Raw genomic sequence first — 19,174 nt, 5'->3', positions numbered from 1 at the left:
TCTCGCGGAGTAACTTGTGATGCTGATAATCTTGTTGACTATCAGTCTGACTCCACAAGCACCCACACGAATTGCTTGATTCAGTTGTTAAAGAGCGGTTGGTTAAGATCTTTCGTCTCAACCGAGGCGCACATTCTACAGCAGCCTCTGTTGCTGTCAAGCGGTTATTTTCAGAAGTTTTCAAAGTTTCCTTTGCAACTTCAACCACTTGCGCTTCCGATCTCTCGTTAGCGGGAGGCGAATTCTACAGCGTTACTCGCTGCTGTCAACACCTCTTTTTCTCCGCTTTCGACCGAGAAGATCGAACCGTCAATCAAGCCAAACCCACCTGCTTGATCAACTCCTTCTGCGCTTCGATGACCTGAAGCAACTCGCTGTCGAAAACTGCGTAACTCTTTGTTTACCAAGGAGTTTTCCGTTTCGACTGCGCCGGAAGTGGGGCGAATTATAGACTTCCAGAATCTGCCGTCAACACCTAATTCAGCTTTTCTATCAATAACTTGCAGAAAGCCAAAAAACAGGCTGATTCCCTTCTATATAGGAGAGCAAAACCTCTCTCTATATAGAAGGAGTCTTCAGAGTACCCCCGCCACTTTAAAAGCGGCGACCGCATCAACATCCAGACCCAACACCCGCTGCAGAACCTCCAGCGTGTGCTCACCCAATAAAGGAGGCGCATTACGATATTCCACCGGTGTCTCCGACAGGCGAATCGGGCTCGCTACCTGCGGCACCATCCCGGCCAGTACATGGGGCAGCTCGATAGCCAACCCACGCGCCTTGACCTGAGGATCGGCAAACATCTGAGCCAGGTCATTGATAGGTCCACATGGCACACCCGCCTGCTCCAGCTGCAGCACCCATTCAGCCGTGGTCTTGAAGACCGTCGCCTGACGGATCAGCGGAATCAACGCCGCACGATTCGCCACCCGCAGCTTGTTAGTCGCGAAACGCGGGTCATCCGCCCACTGAGGCTGCCCAGCCACCTCCGCAAACTTGCGGAATTGCCCGTCATTACCCACGGTGAGGATGAAGTCGCCATCCGCCGTAGGAAAATCCTGATATGGCACGATGTTCGGATGAGCATTACCCAGGCGCTTGGGCGCATTGCCCGTAGTCAGATAGTTCATCGCCTGGTTGGCCAGGCACGCCACCTGAACATCCAGTAACGCCATGTCGATATGCTGACCGCCACCGTCATGATCCCTATGAGCCAGCGCTGCAAGGATCGCCACAGTCGAATAAAGCCCGGTCAGGATGTCTGTCAGTGCCACACCGACTTTCACCGGCCCTGCGCCCTCATCGCCTTCAGGTCGACCTGTCAGGCTCATCAGCCCACCCAAGCCCTGGATCATGAAGTCATAACCCGCACGCTTGGCGTAAGGCCCGGTCTGGCCAAAGCCGGTAATGGAGCAATAAATCAGATTCGGATTGATGGCCTTAAGCGACTCATAGTCCAGCCCATAGGCTGCCAGGCCACCGACCTTGAAGTTCTCGATCAGGATGTCCGACTTGGCCGCCAGGTCACGCACCAGCTTTTGCCCCTCCGGACGCGTGAAGTCGATGGTCACCGATTGCTTGTTGCGATTGGCCGACAAGTAATAGGCGGCCTCGCTGGTGTTCTCGCCATAGGCGTCTTTCAGGAAGGGAGGCCCCCAGGCGCGCGTATCGTCGCCATTGCCCGGGCGCTCAACCTTGATCACTTCGGCGCCAAGGTCCGCAAGGATCTGCCCGGCCCAAGGCCCGGCCAGCACTCGCGATAAATCCAGTACCCGCAGATGCGAAAGCGCGCCCATGGACGTTCTCCTATTAATAGAACGCCTGGATGCCGGTCTGCGCGCGACCGAGGATCAGTGCGTGGACGTCATGCGTACCTTCATAGGTATTCACCACTTCCAGGTTGACCAGGTGACGAGCAACACCAAACTCATCGGAAATGCCGTTGCCGCCCAACATGTCACGCGCCATGCGCGCGATGTCCAGGGACTTGCCGCAGGAGTTGCGCTTCATCATCGAGGTGATCTCGACTGCCGCTGTGCCTTCATCTTTCATACGACCCAGACGCAGGCAGCCTTGCAGTGCGAGGGTAATTTCGGTCTGCATGTCGGCCAGTTTCTTCTGGATCAGTTGAGTAGCGGCCAATGGACGACCGAACTGCTGACGATCCAGGGTGTACTGGCGAGCGGTGTGCCAGCAGAACTCGGCTGCGCCGAGGGCGCCCCAGGAAATGCCGTAGCGTGCGGAGTTAAGGCAAGTAAAAGGGCCTTTCAAACCACGGACATCCGGGAAGATGTTTTCTTCAGGAACAAACACGTTGTCCATGACGATCTCGCCGGTAATAGATGCGCGCAAGCCAACCTTGCCGTGAATCGCCGGAGCGCTCAGGCCTTTCCAGCCCTTCTCCAGAACGAATCCACGAATGTCGCCCGCATCATCCTTACCCCAGACCACGAACACATCGGCGATCGGGCTGTTGGTGATCCACATCTTGCTGCCGGTCAGGCTGTAACCGCCTTCGACTTTGCGTGCACGAGTAATCATCGCGCCCGGGTCGGAACCGTGGTTAGGCTCTGTCAGACCGAAGCAGCCAATCCATTCGCCCGATGCCAGTTTCGGCAGGTACTTCTGCTTCTGGGCTTCAGTGCCGAATTCATTGATCGGCACCATGACCAGCGAGGACTGCACACTCATCATCGAGCGGTAGCCGGAGTCGACGCGCTCGACTTCACGAGCGATCAGCCCGTAGCTGACGTAGTTCAGGCCGCTGCCACCGTACTGCTCGGGAATGGTCGCACCCAACAGGCCCACTTCACCCATCTCGCGGAAGATCGCCGGATCAGTCTTCTCATGGCGGAAAGCTTCAAGAACACGCGGTGCAAGCTTCTGCTGAGCGAATTGCTCTGCAGTGTCGCGGATCATGCGTTCTTCTTCGGTGAGCTGTTGATCCAGCAGCAGGGGATCGATCCAGTTGAAGCTAGCTTTACCGCCCATGAGTGTGTCCTCTCGAATCGGGTCAAATAACGTGGACTGATCCTAGGCCGGGTTTAGCGCTACGGCAAACGAGGATTTTGCATACTGTTGTGCTAATTTCTCACTCCGTAACGTCGCAAGATAGCCTATATGCGATGTATTAGTGAGGTTGAAGTACATGCGCCGGAAAATCCCTAGCACTACCGCCCTGATCAGCTTTGAAGCGGCAGCGCGCCACGAAAGCTTTACCAAAGCGGCGCAGGAGCTTTCGCTCACCCAAGGCGCTATTTGCCGACAGATCGCCAGCCTGGAAGAGTTCCTCAGCGTCGAACTGTTCCGACGCTCGCGACGCGGAGTGAAGCTGACGGAGGCCGGACTTTCCTACAGCCGCCGCGTAGCCACCCAACTCGACGCGGTTGAACGGGACACCTTGTCGGTGATGGGGCAACAAGGCGCGAACGTGATCGAGCTGGCCGTCGTGCCGACCTTTGGCACCCAATGGCTGCTTCCACGGCTCAAGGATTTCCAGCACAAACACCCGGAAGTGACGGTCAACCTCACCAACCGCACACGCCCCTTCCTGTTTGCCGACACCGACTTCGATGCCGCGATTTATTTCGGCGATGCGGATTGGTCGGGTACTGAATCCCACAGGCTGATGGGCGAAAATCCGATGCCGGTGTGCAGCCCAACGCTACTGGGCAAAAAAGCCAACCTGACTCCCGATCAAATCGCCGAATTGCCCCTGCTGCAACAGACCACGCGGCCTTATGCCTGGCGCCAATGGTTCAACTCCCAGCACCTTAATGTTCCGCGAGACATGACAGGACCGCGCTACGAGCTATTCTCCATGCTTGCCCAAGCGGCGATGCACGACATGGGGATTGCGCTGATACCGCCATTCCTGATTCAACGCGAACTGACCGAGAAACGCCTGGTGATAGCCAACACCCAAGCACTGTCGAGCATCAAGGCCTATTACCTGATGATTCCAGAGCGAAAAGTCGAATCGGCCTCATTACGGGCCTTTCGCGATTGGCTGGTCACCCAGGCACATAGCTACAGCCTAGAAGGATAAAGGATTACACCCACTAGCTGACCCCGTAGTCAATAAAACAAAAGCCCTACAGATGTACGTATTTGTCGCATATTCGTAGACTGTGTCTACAAGCAGTACAACCGTCCCACAAGCGCCTGAATACGTGGCTTTGAGCCTGCATTTCCCAGATATGACACCTCATTCACCGTAACGATTTGTAATTTCTTAAAACTTGCCAAAAACCGTTGCAAGTCACGGTTTACAAGGGATTGAACCGGTTAGTTGCGACATTCGGTCACGGGGTGACTTGTAGTTAATTTTCCGTCACCCGTCATAATCCCTTGAAGGGCACAAAGTTCGCCTGCAAAATGCCGCGCCCCGCCGAGATTTGGCGGGATCGTGCTGATCGGCCGCCCCAGCCGCACCATCCGAAGTGCCTGGGTTTACTCAATAAGATCACGCAGGAGATTTGACGTGCACATTGGTGTTCCTCTCGAAACCCAGACGGGTGAAACCCGGGTTGCTGCAACCCCGGAAACCATCAAAAAGCTGATCGGCCAGGGTCACAAGGTCACTGTGCAAAGCGGCGCCGGCATTAACGCCAGCGTTGTCGACAGTGCTTATGAAGCGGCAGGCGCAATTATTGGCAGCGCCAACGATGCGTTTGGTGCCGAGCTGATTCTCAAGGTGGTCGCCCCCAGCGACAGCGAACTGACGCTGATCAAGAGCGGCACCGTTGTGGTGGGCATGCTCAACCCGTTCAGCAATGAAACCATTGCCAAGCTGGCTGAGTGCGGCATTACCGCGTTCGCGCTGGAAGCGGCTCCCCGCACCTCCCGCGCTCAAAGCCTGGATGTGCTGTCCTCCCAAGCGAACATCGCCGGCTATAAAGCCGTGTTGCTGGCCGCTCACCACTACCCCCGCTTCATGCCAATGCTAATGACGGCTGCGGGCACCGTGAAAGCGGCACGCGTGCTGATTCTGGGTGCCGGCGTTGCGGGCTTGCAGGCGATCGCCACGGCGAAACGTCTGGGTGCAGTGATCGAAGCGTCCGACGTGCGTCCTGCGGTAAAAGAACAAATCGAATCCCTCGGCGCCAAGTTCGTCGACGTACCGTATGAGACCGATGAAGAGCGCGAATGCGCTGTCGGTGTCGGCGGTTACGCCCGGCCAATGCCCGCCAGCTGGATGCAACGTCAGGCCCTGGCCGTGCACGAGCGCGCCAAGCAGGCTGACATCGTCATCACTACCGCACTGATCCCGGGTCGCAAGGCACCGACGCTGTTGAGCGCGGAAACCGTGGCGCAGATGAAGCCAGGCTCGGTGGTCATCGACCTCGCGGCAGCCCAGGGCGGCAACTGCCCGCTCACCGTGGCCGACCAGGTCGTGGTCGAGAATGGCGTGACCATTTGCGGCCCGACCAACCTGGCCGGCGCAGTCGCGGCAGATGCTTCGGCCCTGTACGCACGCAACCTGCTGGACTTCCTGAAGCTGGTCTTCAACAAAGAAGGCCAGTTCGAGATCAACCTCGAAGACGACATCGTCGCCGCGTGCCTGATGTGCCGCGACGGCCAAGTCATCCGCAAAAACGCCTAAGCAGGGATTCAGACGATGGAAGAGTTTATCTCCCCCGGTATCTACAACCTGATCATCTTCGTGCTGGCGATTTATGTCGGTTATCACGTGGTCTGGAACGTAACACCAGCACTTCACACGCCTCTGATGGCGGTGACCAACGCCATTTCGGCGATCGTAATCGTCGGCGCCATGCTGGCGGCGGCTTTGACCGTGACACCACTGGGCAAGACCATGGGCACCCTCGCGGTGGCTCTGGCGGCAGTGAACGTGTTTGGTGGCTTCCTGGTGACTCGCAGGATGCTTGAGATGTTCAAGAAAAAAGCCCCGAAAGTCGTAAAAGAAGAGGCGCCGAAGTAATGAGCATGAATCTTGTAACGACGCTCTACTTGATCGCGTCGATCTGCTTTATCCAGGCCCTCAAAGGCTTGTCCCACCCGACAACCTCCCGACGCGGTAACGTGTACGGCATGCTCGGCATGGCGTTGGCGATCCTCACCACCGTGGGCCTCATCTATAAGCTGGGCGCTGAGCTGGCCACCGCCGGCATCGGTTACGTCATCGTAGGTTTGCTGGTCGGCGGCACTGCCGGTTCGATCATGGCCAAGCGCGTTGAAATGACCAAGATGCCGGAACTGGTCGCCTTCATGCACAGCATGATCGGTATGGCCGCGGTGTTCATCGCCATTGCTGCCGTTGTTGAGCCGCAATCCCTGGGCATCGTCAAGCAACTGGGTGATGCAATTCCTGCCGGTAACCGCCTGGAGCTGTTCCTCGGCGCCGCCATCGGTGCAATCACCTTCTCCGGTTCGGTGATCGCGTTCGGCAAGCTATCGGGCAAGTACAAGTTCCGACTGTTCCAGGGCGCACCGGTACAGTTCGGTGGCCAGCACAAACTGAACCTGGTGCTGGGCCTCGCAACACTGGCTCTGGGCATCACCTTCATGCTGACCGGCAACCTCAGCGCCTTCGCACTGATGCTGGCCTTGGCCTTCGTGCTGGGTGTGCTGATCATCATCCCGATCGGCGGCGCAGACATGCCGGTGGTTGTATCGATGCTCAACAGCTACTCCGGCTGGGCAGCGGCAGGTATCGGCTTCTCGCTGAACAACTCGATGCTTATCATCGCCGGTTCGCTGGTGGGTTCGTCCGGTGCGATCCTCTCGTACATCATGTGCAAGGCGATGAACCGTTCGTTCTTCAACGTATTGCTCGGCGGTTTCGGCAACACGGTAGATGAAACTGGCCCGGCAGGCTCGAAAGAGGCCCGTCCGGTAAAATCCGGTTCGGCTGACGACGCGACCTTCCTGCTGACCAACGCCGACACCGTGATCATCGTTCCGGGCTACGGCCTGGCGGTAGCACGCGCCCAACACTCACTGATGGAGCTGGCGGAGAAGCTGACTCACCGGGGAGTCACCGTGAAGTTTGCAATCCACCCCGTCGCCGGTCGGATGCCAGGGCACATGAACGTCCTGCTGGCCGAAGCCGAAGTGCCTTACGAGCAGGTGTTCGAGATGGATGACATCAACTCCGAGTTCGGTCAGGCCGACGTGGTGCTGGTGCTTGGCGCCAACGACGTGGTCAATCCGGCGGCCAAGAACGATCCGAAATCGCCGATTGCCGGCATGCCGATTCTCGAGGCTTATAAAGCCAAGACCGTGATCGTCAACAAGCGCTCGATGGCCAGCGGCTATGCCGGTCTGGACAACGAACTGTTCTACCTGGACAAAACCATGATGGTCTTCGGCGACGCCAAGAAAGTTATCGAAGACATGGTCAAAGCCATCGAGTAAAACCTGCGGAAGCAGCAATACCCAAAACCTCAGCCTTTAGTAGGCTGGGGTTTTTTTATTCCCCGCGAAACCCGACCAAAGGCTCTAAATCAGGCCTCTGCATTCGACCATGGTAGCGGGACGGATTTTTTTCAAATCACTAGACTGCACACCTTGCTTCCGTTACCCGAGATAACAATCCATGTACCGTGATCGTATTCGCTTGCCTTCGTTGTTGGATAAGGTGATGAGCGCCGCTGACGCTGCCGCTCTGATTGAGGACGGCATGACCGTCGGCATGAGTGGTTTCACTCGCGCTGGCGAGGCCAAAGCCGTGCCCCACGCATTGGCCGAACGCGCCAAAATCACCCCGCTGAAAATCACCTTGATGACCGGCGCCAGCCTGGGCAACGACCTTGATAAACAGCTCACCGAAGCCGGCGTACTGTCACGGCGCATGCCCTTCCAGGTCGACAGCACCTTGCGCAAGGCCATTAACGCCGGTGAAGTGATGTTCATCGACCAGCATCTCTCGGAAACCGTGGAGCAACTGCGCAACCAGCAGCTCAAGCTGCCGGACATCGCCGTGATTGAAGCCGTAGCGATCACCGAGCAGGGCCATATCGTGCCGACCACTTCGGTGGGTAACTCGGCCAGCTTCGCGATTTTCGCCAAACAGGTGATCGTCGAGATCAACCTGGCGCACAACCCGAATCTCGAAGGTCTGCACGACATCTATATCCCGACCTATCGGCCGACCCGTACACCGATTCCGCTGGTAAAGGTCGACGATCGCATTGGCAGCACTGCCATCCCGATTCCGCCGGAAAAGATCGTCGCTATCGTGATCACCAATCAATCTGACTCGCCGTCCACCGTGCTGCCGCCGGACGTTGATACGCAGGCCATTGCCGACCACCTGATCGACTTCTTCAAGCAGGAAGTGGCTGCCGGGCGCATGACCAACAAGCTCGGCCCGCTGCAGGCCGGGATTGGCAACATCGCCAACTCGGTGATGTGCGGGCTGATCGACTCGCCGTTCGAAGACCTGACGATGTACTCCGAAGTGCTTCAGGACTCGACCTTCGACCTGCTCGATGCCGGCAAGCTGAGCTTTGCTTCGGGCAGTTCGATCACCTTGTCGAGCCGTCGCAATACCGATGTTTTCGGCAACCTTGAGCGCTACAAGGACAAACTGGTCCTGCGCCCGCAAGAAATTTCCAACCACCCGGAAGTGGTGCGCCGGCTCGGCATAATCGGTATCAACACGGCGCTTGAGTTCGACTTGTACGGCAACGTCAACTCCACCCACATCTGCGGCACGCGGATGATGAACGGCATCGGCGGCTCGGGCGACTTTGCGCGCAATGCGCACCTGGCAATCTTCGTCACCAAATCGATCGCCAAGGGTGGCGCGATTTCCAGTGTGGTTCCGATGGTCAGCCACGTGGACCATACCGAGCATGACGTCGACATCCTTGTGACGGAGATCGGTCTGGCGGATTTGCGAGGCTTGGCGCCACGTGAGCGCGCACGGGTAATCATCGATAACTGTGTGCACCCGGACTATCGCCAGGCGCTGGATGACTACTTCACGGCGGCTTGCGCCTTGGGCGGGCACACCCCGCATATCCTGCGCGATGCCCTGCGCTGGCACATGAACCTGGAAGAAACCGGGCGAATGTTGACAGTCTGATCCAGAGAAAAAACAGCTGACGCAAACACAAATGCGTCAGCTGTTCCTTGCCACATTCCATTCTTTAAAAAACTGTACTGCTGTACCGGTCTTTTCCTACGGCAATTGCCTACCAACCCAAGCCAAAACACCAATATCGCACCACTTTAGTGCCTACAGGTACAGTTGCCTCAATTTCGACCAGTACACCGCCTATTAACAGTTAACTGGTCCCTCACAATACAGGTGAACTGTATCTAGAGAGACTCGCCAAACGAGAGGATCATTGGCATCAGTTAAACCACTACCTAATCCCGCCACAAGCGGAAGGATGTCAATCATGGAACGTACACTCAGTTCCGAACTGTTCTTCGAAGATACCGCTGCAAAAACCCAGGCTTCCATGCCTCTTCGCGTTATTGCCAACCTGATGCTGTGGCAGCGCCGCATCTCCAGCCGCCATCAATTGGCTCGCCTGGATTCGCGTCTGCTGGCTGATGCCGGGATTAGCGAAGCACAACGCTACGAAGAGCTGAGCAAGCCGTTCTGGCGCTAACCTAGCGTCGCTGGCTCTGACCCACCGGGTCCACCGCCAGCACTCCAAATTGAAAAAACAAAGCCCGTCGTGGGAAACCTCGACGGGCTTTGTCGTTTTCGGCCTTTGTAAGTGCCGGTACAAAAGGAATAGTTGGAGACAGGTACAGTTCTAACAATTATTACATTGCATCAGTACAATTTCATGACGGTGTATCTGTAGGTCCAAACGTGAAGGGCTCAACATGGAAGGCATCACCCACCGGCAAAAGGATTGCGCCATGAATAACCTACTGAATGTTTCCGCTTCAGCCCCTCAAACGAAGCGTCGATTCCACAGGTTTCAACAGTTGCTGAAAGTACTCGCCGCCAACCTTGAGAGGGCTCGAACCCGGCGTTTGCTGGGTCAGTTCGATGATCGTCAACTATCAGACCTGGGCATCAGCCACGCTGATCGCCTCAATGAATTGGATAAACCGTTCTGGCGCTAAGGTCAGCTTTAACAGAAGGGACTGTTCGAACCGATAAAAGCAGGCCTAATATCAAACCAGAACGTGGCGAGCGCTGTACGACAGGCGTCTGACTCAACAGCTGCCTCATCACTTTTCAATCGGTTATCCAAAGGAGTTACACCATGTCCCGTCTTCGTCTGCTCAGCGCTGCAGCCCTGCTTGCCGTGGCTGCCAATTCCCACGCGACCAGCTTTATCGTGACCACGGACGCCGTTGTCGGCGCGCTGAAGTCCAGTTCCGATGCAACCTCCGATGTCACTTCTTCCTTTCGCGATGACAAGATCGTGCGCGCAGCCCGTGACGACGCCGCCAGCTTCGTCGCCAGCGAAGGCGCCATTCGTGGTGTGAAACTGGAAAGCGCACTCGACCACATTCGCCACCAGGCGCCTCAGCTGAACGCTACCGATGCACAGCTGGCACAGGCCATCCTGACGATCTAAGCGACACAGTTACGTGGGACACGCTTGTCGTGTCCCAATGTTTCGGCGCTGGCTCTAGCCCGGGCATTGCGCTAGCCTCTGGACTCGCTTTCAGCAGTCGAGTCTCATGCGTTTTCTTTCAAAGCGGTTTTTCACTTCAGTATTTCTCGCGGCTTTTTGGTCGGGCGCGACCTATGCCTACGACGCGTTCAACCTGTCGACACAAGGCATTGTGGTCACCGGTTACGCCACAAGCATGGTGACCGCCGCCCCCTTCGACCGTAAGCTGCTGATCGCGGCACACGATGACGCTGCGGCGTTCATCGCCAGTGACGGCCAACTACGCGGGGCGCAACTGGAATCCGCGCTGGTTTACCTGCGCCAGACCCAGCCAAAACTTCATGCAAGCGACCTTGAACTGGCGCAGGCAATTCTCGTCCAATAGTTATCCTTTGTCCTTGCGGAGTCGTTCCATGCGTAGCCCTCTGATTGCTGTTGCCCTTAGCCTGCTTTTAATGGCCGATGTGACCCAGGCGCATACCCTGGTCGCCACCAGTAACATCATCATCAATGCCACCCAGCGCACCCTTGATTTCACGTCCGATACCACCACGTCGATCCGCGATTCGAAGATCATCCGTGAAGCCCACGACGATGCGGCCAGTTTCGTTGCCAGCGATGGCGACATACGCGGCGCGCACCTTGAAGCGGCCATCAACACGCTGCGCACCCGTGTGCCGGAAGCCCGGTACGCCAGTGATCAGGTGCTCGCCGAAGCCATCCTCGCACTGTGAAGTCGACAAGCGCCTGGCTGCTGGCCGGGCTGATGTTGCTGCTCTGCAACGCGGCCCAGGCTGACCTGGAATTACGGCTCAAGACCTTGGGTCTGAGCCCCGAACAACAGCAAGCCAGTCAAGCTTTGCTCGATGAAGCCATGCAGGCCTTGCCGCCACGCTTCATTGAGCGACTGGACCGGCGCATTGATGTCGGCTGGACGGATGACATGCCGAGCAATGCCTATGGCCAGGCATCGCTGGTGTCCGAACTCGATCTGAACCGCAACTTGCTCGCCAGCCTCACGGACGGCAGCGCCGCGACAAAGAAAACCTATCGCCCTCATGGCACCGTTCGCCGCGAAATGCTCGCAACGGTGTTGCATGAGCTCACCCACATTTACGACCGTTCGCGCCTGTGGCCGGACACGGAGCGCACGCTGATCCAGCGCTGCACCCGGCGCAACAGCAGTTCCGGCCTGGTCGGCATCCCGGATGAATGCCGTGGTCAATCCGACCGCCGCTTTACCCTCAGCGATGACCCGCGCCTGCTCGACCTGGCCGGCTGGCCGCAGTACGTCGGTCGCCGTGGCGAGCGCGAACAGCACAACCGGCAAATCGCCCGCAGCCCCGACATCTACGAAACGAGCAGTCCCAAAGAGTTCGTCGCGGTCAACATGGAGTATTTCCTCCTGGACCCGAGCTATGCCTGCCGGCGCCCCGCGCTGTATCGCTACTACAAAGAACATTTCGGCTGGGCACCCCCCGCCAAAGATGCTTGCGGCAAATCCTTTGCCTTCCTCAATGCCGGCAACGACTTCGCCAAACAGCCGCTGGGCCAGGTCGATCCGGAACGGGTGTATGCCGTCGACTACCTGCTGGCCGAAGCCAACCAGAACTGGGTCAGCCGCTGGGGGCACAGCATGTTGCGCCTGGTGATCTGCGCGCCGGGTCGGCCACGGGGACCGGACTGTCGACTCGATCTCGACCAGCATCTGGTCTTGTCCTACCGCGCCTTCGTCGGCGACGTACAGCTGTCGAGCTGGGATGGACTGGTGGGCAAATACCCGTCGCGGCTGTTTGTCTTGCCGTTGGCCCAGGTGATCGACGAATACACCAAGACTGAACTGCGCAGCCTGGCCTCGGTGCCGCTGAACCTGTCGCGCAACGAAATTGAAGACGTGGTGGAACACGCTGCCGAGATGCATTGGAGTTACGACGGCAACTATTATTTCCTCTCAAACAATTGCGCGGTGGAAGGCCTGAAATTGCTGCGTAGCGGCAGCAATAACGCGAAACTGGTCGGGCTCGACAGCATCATGCCTAACGGTTTGCTGGAAGTGATGAAGGGTCGCGGACTGGCGAATACCAGCGTGTTGGATGATCCACGCGAAGCGCTACGCCTGGGCTATCGCTTCGACTCCTTCCGTGATCGTTATCAAGCGATGTTCGAAGTGTTGAAGAAGCACCTGCCGATCAAACAGGACAAAGTCGAAGACTGGCTGGCCTTGAAAGCTGAAGAACGTCGGCAATGGTTTGAGCAGGCTGACTTGCGCACCAGTGCCGCATTGCTGTTGCTGGAGCAGGCGAGCTTCCGTCAACAGTTGGTGTTAGCCCAGGATGAAGTGAAACAGCGTTATCTGGGCGCTCGGGAGTTGAAGAACGGCGGCATGGACAAGGCGAACGCGACCTTGCAGCAGATTCTCGCCAACAGCGGCTTCCTCAGCCGTCCCGCGGAGCTGCTCGGCACCGGCGGCTATGGATTGCCCCAACCGAATGAATGGCAGCGCCTGGAATCGGAAAGCAACCTGCGGCAGAAACAGCTTCAAGTGCTGACCGGCGATCTGGACAAGGAAGTCAGAGCGCTGCTCGAACCGAGCCGGGCGGCTGAGATGGCCGCCAATGAAGCCAACCTGAAACAGGTTGGCGAACATTTGCGCAAATTGCATAAAGCCGCGGGCGGACTGGAGTTGCCATAAACAAGAAGGCTTCGTGGATGATCCACGAAGCCTTCTTTTTGCCCGTACGTTAAATCAAAGCACGCCTTCCAGTATTTCATAGACGATCCCGGTGCCCACGGCGATCAGCACAATGTCGCCCCCCGCACGGCGCCATTCGTAGCCCGGATAATACGGCAGCCGTCCCAAGGCACGATTATCCAGACGCTCACCGTAATAGCCGTGAGGCAACGGACGGCCACGGACCAGATGAATGCCTGGAGGAGGTGGCGCACCGCGTACGAAATAGCCGTGGTTATCGTGGATAGTCTGGCGCACCGGGCCGAAGTCCCGTGGCGGAGGGCCGCCGCGATGGTTGTCCTGCGGGACTCGGTGATCATCGCCATGATTGTCACCACGGTTATCGTAATGGCCCTGCTGTGGGCCGCCGTGGTCGTGATCGTCGCGCTGATCGGCGCTCGCGTGCAGCAACGGGGTAGCACTGAGCATCAGCACACCCAGGCTGACAATCAGACGTTTCGGCATTTTCATCAGGTCTTTCCTCACTGCACATACAGCAAAAAGGGCTTCAGAACGTAGTACTGAAGCCCTCGGTCTTGCTGTTTAGTCTGTGCCACGAGGCTCTAATTCCTCTGTATCAGGAACTTTACCTTCAGCTGACGCGGGCCTTACGCACGCCTTCAGCCAACGCCGAGCAAAGACTAAGCACGCCATCAACCGCCTGTTCCGGCGTGGTGGCATTGGCGATGTGATCGATCAACGCCGAACCCACCACGACACCATCGGCCAAGCGCGCGATGGCTGCGGCCTGTTCCGGTGTACGAATACCGAAACCGATGCTGATCGGCAGATCGGTATGGCGACGCAGGCGAGCAACGGCCTCTTCAACATGCTCCAGGGTCGCTGCGCCCGCACCGGTCACACCGGCAACAGAGACGTAGTAGACGAAGCCGGAGCTGCCATTCAGAACGGTCGGCAGACGCACATCATCAGTCGTCGGCGTGGTCAGGCGGATGAAGTCCAGTCCCGCTGCCTGAGCCGGGTCGCACAGCTCGCCGTTATGCTCCGGCGGCAGGTCGACCACGATCAAGCCATCAACACCGGCTTCGACGGCGTCGGCAATGAAACGCGGCACACCGTACATGTGAATCGGGTTGAAGTAACCCATCAACACCAGCGGCGTCTCGGTATTGCCTGCACGGAACTCGCGAACCATTTGCAGGGTTTTAGCCAGGTTCTGCTTGGCGCCCAAGGCGCGGATGTTCGCCAACTGGATCGCCGGGCCGTCAGCCATCGGATCGGTGAAGGGCATGCCCAGCTCGATCACATCGGCGCCAGCACCGGGCAAGCCTTTGAGGATCGCCAGGGAAGTGTCATAGCTCGGGTCGCCAGCAGTGACGAAAGTCACCAGGGCGGCGCGATTCTGTTCCTTGAGTTCGGCAAAACGCGTTTGCAGGCGGCTCATCAGTGTTTCTCCTGCTTGGACTGCTCTTGTTGAGAGTTTTCCATGTGGTGCATCACGGTTTGCATGTCTTTGTCGCCACGACCGGACAGGTTGACCACCATCAGGTGATCTTTCGGCAGGGTCGGTGCGCGCTTGAATACTTCGGCCAACGCGTGGGCGCTTTCCAGTGCAGGAATAATCCCTTCCAGACGGCAGCATTTGTGGAACGCATCGAGGGCTTCGTCGTCGGTCACCGAGGTGTACTGAACGCGACCGATGTCATGCAACCAGGCGTGTTCCGGGCCGATACCTGGATAGTCGAGGCCGGCGGAAATCGAGTGAGCGTCGATGATCTGGCCATCGTCGTCCTGCAACAGGAAGGTACGGTTGCCGTGCAGCACTCCCGGGACGCCACCATTCAGACTGGCGGCATGCTTGCCGGTTTCGATGCCGTAACCGGCGGCTTCCACACCAATGATCTCGACGCTTTTGTCATCGAGGAACGGGTGGAACAGGCCCATGGCGTTGGAACCGCCACCGATGCACGCCACCAGGCTGTCCGGCAGGCGACCTTCCTGGGCTTGCAGTTGATCGCGGGTTTCCTTGCCGATAACGGCCTGGAAGTCGCGAACCATGGCGGGATAAGGGTGCGGGCCGGCCACGGTGCCGATCAGGTAAAAGGTGTTGTCGACGTTGGTCACCCAGTCACGCAGCGCTTCGTTCATCGCATCTTTAAGTGTGCCGGTCCCGGCCACAACCGGGATCACTTCGGCGCCCAGCAATTTCATGCGAAATACGTTGGCTTGCTGACGTTCGATGTCAGTGGTGCCCATGTAGATCACGCAATCGAGGCCGAAACGCGCTGCCACGGTCGCCGTTGCCACGCCGTGCATGCCGGCGCCGGTCTCGGCGATGATGCGTTTCTTGCCCATGCGCCGCGCCAGCAGAATCTGGCCGATGCAGTTGTTGATCTTGTGCGCGCCAGTGTGGTTCAGCTCTTCGCGCTTGAGGTAAATCTTCGCGCCGCCGCAAAATTCGGTAAGACGCTCAGCGAAATACAGCGGGCTTGGACGTCCGACGTAGTCGCGCTGGAAGTAGGCCAATTCTTCTTTGAACGCCGGATCTTCCTTGGCCAATTCGTATTCACGGGCCAGGTCGAGGACCAAAGGCATCAAGGTTTCCGCAACATAGCGGCCACCGAACGAGCCAAACAGGCCGTTGGCGTCGGGGCCGTTGCGCAGATCAGTCTGGGTCATGGGTCGCTCCAGTGGGATTCGTGAGATGACAATGACGGTCACTCTACCCCTGACGCCCCAGCCTGAAAACCGATAAGATCGCCACAACCTGTCAGGAAAACTCACAGATCCCATGAGCCACGACCTTCCCCCGCTGAACGCCCTTCGCGCCTTCGAAGCCACGGCACGGCTGAACAGCGTCAGCCAGGCTGCCGAACAGCTGCACGTTACTCATGGCGCGGTCAGCCGGCAACTCAAGGTGCTTGAAGAGCACTTGGGCGTGAGCCTGTTCATCAAGGATGGACGCGGCCTGAAACTCACAGATGCCGGCGTCCGATTGCGCGATGCCAGCGGTGAAGCCTTTGAGCGTCTGCGCACTGTTTGCGCAGAGCTGACCCAAACCACCGCCGACGCACCGTTCGTACTGGGTTGCTCGGGAAGTTTGCTGGCGCGCTGGTTTATTCCACGCCTGGGACGATTGAATGCGGACCTGCCGGACCTTCGCCTGCACCTGTCGGCCGGGGAAGGCGATCTCGATCCGCGTCGACCGGGGCTCGACGCCTTGCTGGTGTTTGCCGAGCCCCCATGGCCGGCGGACATGCAAGTCTATGAGTTGGCCAGCGAACGAATCGGACCGGTCATGAGCCCACGCTTTGCGGGTTATGAAAGGCTGCAAGGTGCGCCGGCCACAGCGCTATTGAATGAGCCATTGCTGCACACCACCTCGCGCCCACAAGCCTGGCCGAGCTGGGCACAGCAAAGTGGCCTCGACGCCAAGGCGTTGAAGTACGGTCAGGGTTTCGAGCATTTGTATTATTTGCTAGAGGCTGCAGTGGCAGGCCTGGGGGTGGCGATTGCACCTGAGCCGTTGGTGGCCGAGGACTTGAAGGCGGGTCGCCTGGTTGCGCCCTGGGGATTCAGTGAAACCCCGGCGCAACTGGCTTTGTGGCTACCCAAGCGCGCCGCGGACGGGCGCGCTCAGCAGTTGGCGCAGTGGCTCAAGGCTGAACTGCGCCAGACAGATTAGTCGCCGCGTTTGAACAGCAGGTACGCCGCGAGCAGGCCCAGTGCACCCACAGCGACACCCGCTGTAGTCCAAGGGTGTTCCTGGGCGTAGTCCCGAGTGGCAATTCCGGTTTCGCGGGTTTTGACTTTGACTTCTTCATACGCATCACTGAGCAGATGGCGCGAATGCTTCAGCGCGTTCTCGGCGTTGCCTTTCAATGCTTTCAGGGTTTTACGCGACTCGTCCGAGGCGTCGTCTTTCAGGTTTTCCAAAGATTTCAGCAGACTCTCGATCTCGGCTTCCATGCTTTGCAATGAGGCTTTACGTAAAGAGGTGTTGGCCATGGTGGCTCTCCTTCATTGGTGATGAGTAGCGTGTGTTGGTTGGGACTTCAGGGGTTCGAGAAAGTGCAGTAAATCTGAACTTCCGCGTCGCATGAGCCGACAGAAGTAATACGAAAAATCACTGCTAGGCTGTATTTCACACCTTGAGGAGAACGCCATGACCGATCATCACACCTACAAAAAAGTCGAACTCGTTGGCTCGTCCACCAGCAGCATTGAAGATGCAATCAACAACGCGTTGGCCGAAGCTAATAAAAGCATCAAGCATCTGGAATGGTTTGAAGTGACCGAAACCCGCGGGCACATCAAGGACGGCAAGGCTGCCCACTTTCAGGTGACGCTCAAAGTCGGGTTCCGGATTGCCAGCAGCTGAGTTTGAGCTAGTGTTCTGAACTTGCGCGCTGGCCGCGTGCCATAGGGAATGGCAAAGCGCTATATGAGTGCCTCCAGCTGATGGCTGGATGCTCCCTTTGATCCGACCAGGGAATGCGACCGATGAAGCATTTTATTTTAGCGGTAGGTTTGTTGAGCCTTGCCGGAACAGCGTTTGCTGAAGGCAAGTCGTGCGAAGAGCTGAAAGCCGAAATCGCAGTGAAACTTGATGCCAAGGGCGTTGCCGGCTATTCACTGGAAATCGTCGATAAAGACGCTGCTGCCGTCGGTAAAGTCGTCGGCACCTGTGAAAAGGGCACCAAGGTCATCGTCTACACGAAGTAGGCTGATTCCCGCACAAATCAAAAAGCCGACGCACCGCGTCGGCTTTTTTATGGGCGTCGTCCGAGCCTCAGCCCTTCATGACCTTCGCCAGCAGCTCATAGGAGTGCACGCGATCGGAATGTTCGTACAGGTCGCAGGTAAAAATCAGCTCGTCTGCCTGGGTCTGCTCGATCAGCACCTCGAGTTTGGCGCGGATTTTCTGCGGACTGCCCACCATCGCAAGACCGAGAAAATCACCTACGGCTTCTTTCTCATGGGGCAGCCACAGGCCATCCATGGTTTTCACGGGCGGACGTTGCACCAGGCTTTGGCCGCGCATCAACGCCAGGATGCGCTGATAGACCGACGTCGCCAGGTAATCCGCTTGTTCGTCAGTGTCAGCGGCCACCAGCGGCACGCCAAGCATCACGTAGGGCTTATCCAACACCGCTGAAGGCTTGAAGTGATTGCGGTAGACGCGAATCGCCTCATGCATGAAGCGCGGTGCGAAATGGGAAGCGAAGGCGTAGGGCAAACCGCGCTCACCGGCCAGTTGAGCACTGAACAGGCTAGAGCCCAGCAGCCAGACAGGGACGTTGGTGCCGGTGCCCGGCATCGCGATGATCCGCTGGTCCGGCGTGCGCGGGCCGAGGTAACGCATCAGCTCGGCGACGTCTTCCGGAAACTCGTCGGCACTGCCGGAACGTTCACGACGCAAGGCACGGGCGGTCATTTGATCGGAACCGGGGGCGCGGCCCAGCCCCAGATCGATCCGCCCTGGATACAGACTTTCGAGGGTGCCGAATTGCTCCGCGATCACCAGCGGCGCGTGGTTGGGCAGCATTACGCCACCCGACCCGACACGAATGGTCGAAGTGCCACCAGCCAGGTAGCCGAGCAGTACCGAGGTTGCCGAACTGGCGATGCCATCCATGTTGTGGTGTTCGGCAACCCAGAAGCGGTTATAGCCGAGTTTTTCGACGTGCTGCGCCAGGTCCAGGGAGTTGCGCAGCGACTGGGCCGCGCTGCCGTTCTCTCGCACGGGCACCAGATCAAGGGTCGAGAACTTGATATCGGACAGTCGTTTCATATGCCTGCTTCTCCAATTGAGGGCGCAGGTTTTTTCTCGCGAACGAAAACCTGCCGAATCTATAAGCGTGCTTCATGCAATGAGGGCATATACCCGAGTTTCAATAGCCAGGACTAAATTTCCTACGGA

21 protein-coding genes are annotated in these 19,174 nt (G+C 57.9%); 14 read left to right on the top strand and 7 right to left on the bottom strand.

Translation table 11 applies throughout. From position 1 onward, the window contains the following. Positions 1–575: 575 nt before the first annotated feature. Positions 576–1,796, bottom strand: coding sequence for a CaiB/BaiF CoA-transferase family protein (locus EYC95_RS03645; RefSeq protein ID WP_131059142.1), 1,221 nt, complete (start codon positions 1,794–1,796; stop codon positions 576–578). Between the two features lie 13 nt (positions 1,797–1,809). Then, positions 1,810–2,991 carry an acyl-CoA dehydrogenase gene (locus EYC95_RS03640; protein ID WP_010465741.1) on the bottom strand — a complete coding sequence of 394 codons (1,182 nt, stop codon included), beginning with the start codon at positions 2,989–2,991 and terminating at the stop codon, positions 1,810–1,812. A 157-nt stretch (positions 2,992–3,148) separates the two neighbouring features. Here EYC95_RS03640 and EYC95_RS03635 point away from each other — a divergent pair, with 157 nt between their 5' ends. The 11 genes from EYC95_RS03635 to EYC95_RS03585 all read left to right on the top strand — a co-directional run bounded on the left by EYC95_RS03635 (position 3,149) and on the right by EYC95_RS03585 (position 13,251). Beyond that, a complete protein-coding gene (locus EYC95_RS03635; protein WP_131059141.1) occupies positions 3,149–4,048 on the top strand; it encodes a LysR family transcriptional regulator in 900 nt (299 codons plus the stop codon). 435 nt (positions 4,049–4,483) lie between these two features. Further along, complete coding sequence (locus EYC95_RS03630) at positions 4,484–5,605, top strand: Re/Si-specific NAD(P)(+) transhydrogenase subunit alpha (RefSeq protein ID WP_046044834.1); 1,122 nt, start codon at positions 4,484–4,486, stop codon at positions 5,603–5,605. Positions 5,606–5,620: 15 nt separating this feature from the next. Then, positions 5,621–5,944 carry an NAD(P) transhydrogenase subunit alpha gene (locus tag EYC95_RS03625; RefSeq protein ID WP_131059140.1) on the top strand — a complete coding sequence of 108 codons (324 nt, stop codon included), beginning with the start codon at positions 5,621–5,623 and terminating at the stop codon, positions 5,942–5,944. Continuing rightward, positions 5,944–7,380: an NAD(P)(+) transhydrogenase (Re/Si-specific) subunit beta gene (locus EYC95_RS03620; protein ID WP_131059139.1), complete on the top strand. Its 1,437-nt coding sequence runs from the start codon at positions 5,944–5,946 to the stop codon at positions 7,378–7,380. The genes EYC95_RS03625 and EYC95_RS03620 overlap by 1 nt, the downstream gene beginning before the upstream one ends. Before the next feature lie 181 nt (positions 7,381–7,561). Beyond that, a complete protein-coding gene (locus EYC95_RS03615; protein WP_131059138.1) occupies positions 7,562–9,055 on the top strand; it encodes an acetyl-CoA hydrolase/transferase family protein in 1,494 nt (497 codons plus the stop codon). Positions 9,056–9,374: 319 nt separating this feature from the next. Beyond that, on the top strand, positions 9,375–9,590 hold the full coding sequence (locus EYC95_RS03610) for a DUF1127 domain-containing protein (RefSeq protein WP_007902752.1): 216 nt from the start codon (positions 9,375–9,377) through the stop codon (positions 9,588–9,590). 259 nt (positions 9,591–9,849) lie between these two features. Further along, positions 9,850–10,059 (top strand): DUF1127 domain-containing protein, encoded by a 210-nt coding sequence (locus EYC95_RS03605; RefSeq protein WP_131059147.1) that lies wholly within the window; start codon positions 9,850–9,852, stop codon positions 10,057–10,059. A gap of 143 nt (positions 10,060–10,202) precedes the next feature. Then, positions 10,203–10,520 carry a DUF2388 domain-containing protein gene (locus tag EYC95_RS03600; RefSeq protein WP_010465729.1) on the top strand — a complete coding sequence of 106 codons (318 nt, stop codon included), beginning with the start codon at positions 10,203–10,205 and terminating at the stop codon, positions 10,518–10,520. A gap of 106 nt (positions 10,521–10,626) precedes the next feature. Continuing rightward, on the top strand, positions 10,627–10,944 hold the full coding sequence (locus EYC95_RS03595; RefSeq protein WP_131059137.1) for a DUF2388 domain-containing protein: 318 nt from the start codon (positions 10,627–10,629) through the stop codon (positions 10,942–10,944). Between the two features lie 28 nt (positions 10,945–10,972). Beyond that, positions 10,973–11,293 carry a DUF2388 domain-containing protein gene (locus tag EYC95_RS03590; protein ID WP_131059136.1) on the top strand — a complete coding sequence of 107 codons (321 nt, stop codon included), beginning with the start codon at positions 10,973–10,975 and terminating at the stop codon, positions 11,291–11,293. Further along, positions 11,290–13,251 carry a DUF4105 domain-containing protein gene (locus EYC95_RS03585; protein ID WP_131059135.1) on the top strand — a complete coding sequence of 654 codons (1,962 nt, stop codon included), beginning with the start codon at positions 11,290–11,292 and terminating at the stop codon, positions 13,249–13,251. The genes EYC95_RS03590 and EYC95_RS03585 overlap by 4 nt, the downstream gene beginning before the upstream one ends. Before the next feature lie 54 nt (positions 13,252–13,305). Here EYC95_RS03585 and EYC95_RS03580 read toward each other — a convergent pair whose 3' ends face one another. From EYC95_RS03580 to trpB, 3 genes are all read right to left on the bottom strand, one after another. Next, on the bottom strand, positions 13,306–13,761 hold the full coding sequence (locus tag EYC95_RS03580; RefSeq protein ID WP_131059134.1) for an anti-virulence regulator CigR family protein: 456 nt from the start codon (positions 13,759–13,761) through the stop codon (positions 13,306–13,308). Between the two features lie 121 nt (positions 13,762–13,882). After that, complete coding sequence (trpA, locus tag EYC95_RS03575) at positions 13,883–14,695, bottom strand: tryptophan synthase subunit alpha (RefSeq protein WP_131059133.1); 813 nt, start codon at positions 14,693–14,695, stop codon at positions 13,883–13,885. Next, a complete protein-coding gene (gene trpB / locus EYC95_RS03570) occupies positions 14,695–15,930 on the bottom strand; it encodes a tryptophan synthase subunit beta (protein WP_131059132.1) in 1,236 nt (411 codons plus the stop codon). The genes trpA and trpB overlap by 1 nt, the downstream gene beginning before the upstream one ends. Positions 15,931–16,042: 112 nt before the next feature. On the opposite strand from trpB, the gene EYC95_RS03565 reads away from it, so the two are divergent. Continuing rightward, complete coding sequence (locus EYC95_RS03565) at positions 16,043–16,936, top strand: LysR family transcriptional regulator (protein ID WP_131059131.1); 894 nt, start codon at positions 16,043–16,045, stop codon at positions 16,934–16,936. Here EYC95_RS03565 and EYC95_RS03560 read toward each other — a convergent pair. Beyond that, positions 16,933–17,259 carry a YqjD family protein gene (locus EYC95_RS03560; protein WP_010465712.1) on the bottom strand — a complete coding sequence of 109 codons (327 nt, stop codon included), beginning with the start codon at positions 17,257–17,259 and terminating at the stop codon, positions 16,933–16,935. The two genes, EYC95_RS03565 and EYC95_RS03560, sit on opposite strands and share 4 nt — an antisense overlap. A gap of 157 nt (positions 17,260–17,416) precedes the next feature. Here EYC95_RS03560 and EYC95_RS03555 point away from each other — a divergent pair, with 157 nt between their 5' ends. After that, complete coding sequence (locus EYC95_RS03555) at positions 17,417–17,632, top strand: dodecin (protein WP_010465710.1); 216 nt, start codon at positions 17,417–17,419, stop codon at positions 17,630–17,632. Positions 17,633–17,754: 122 nt separating this feature from the next. Continuing rightward, a complete protein-coding gene (locus tag EYC95_RS03550) occupies positions 17,755–17,976 on the top strand; it encodes a DUF1161 domain-containing protein (protein ID WP_131059130.1) in 222 nt (73 codons plus the stop codon). Between the two features lie 67 nt (positions 17,977–18,043). Here EYC95_RS03550 and EYC95_RS03545 read toward each other — a convergent pair whose 3' ends face one another. Further along, complete coding sequence (locus tag EYC95_RS03545) at positions 18,044–19,045, bottom strand: LLM class flavin-dependent oxidoreductase (protein WP_131059129.1); 1,002 nt, start codon at positions 19,043–19,045, stop codon at positions 18,044–18,046. Positions 19,046–19,174: the final 129 nt, after the last annotated feature.

Source organism: Pseudomonas sp. BGI-2 (genome assembly GCF_004310295.1).
Taxonomy (GTDB): domain Bacteria; phylum Pseudomonadota; class Gammaproteobacteria; order Pseudomonadales; family Pseudomonadaceae; genus Aquipseudomonas.
Note: the sequence above shows the minus strand (reverse complement) of the source record. Positions and strands in the feature narration are given on the sequence as shown.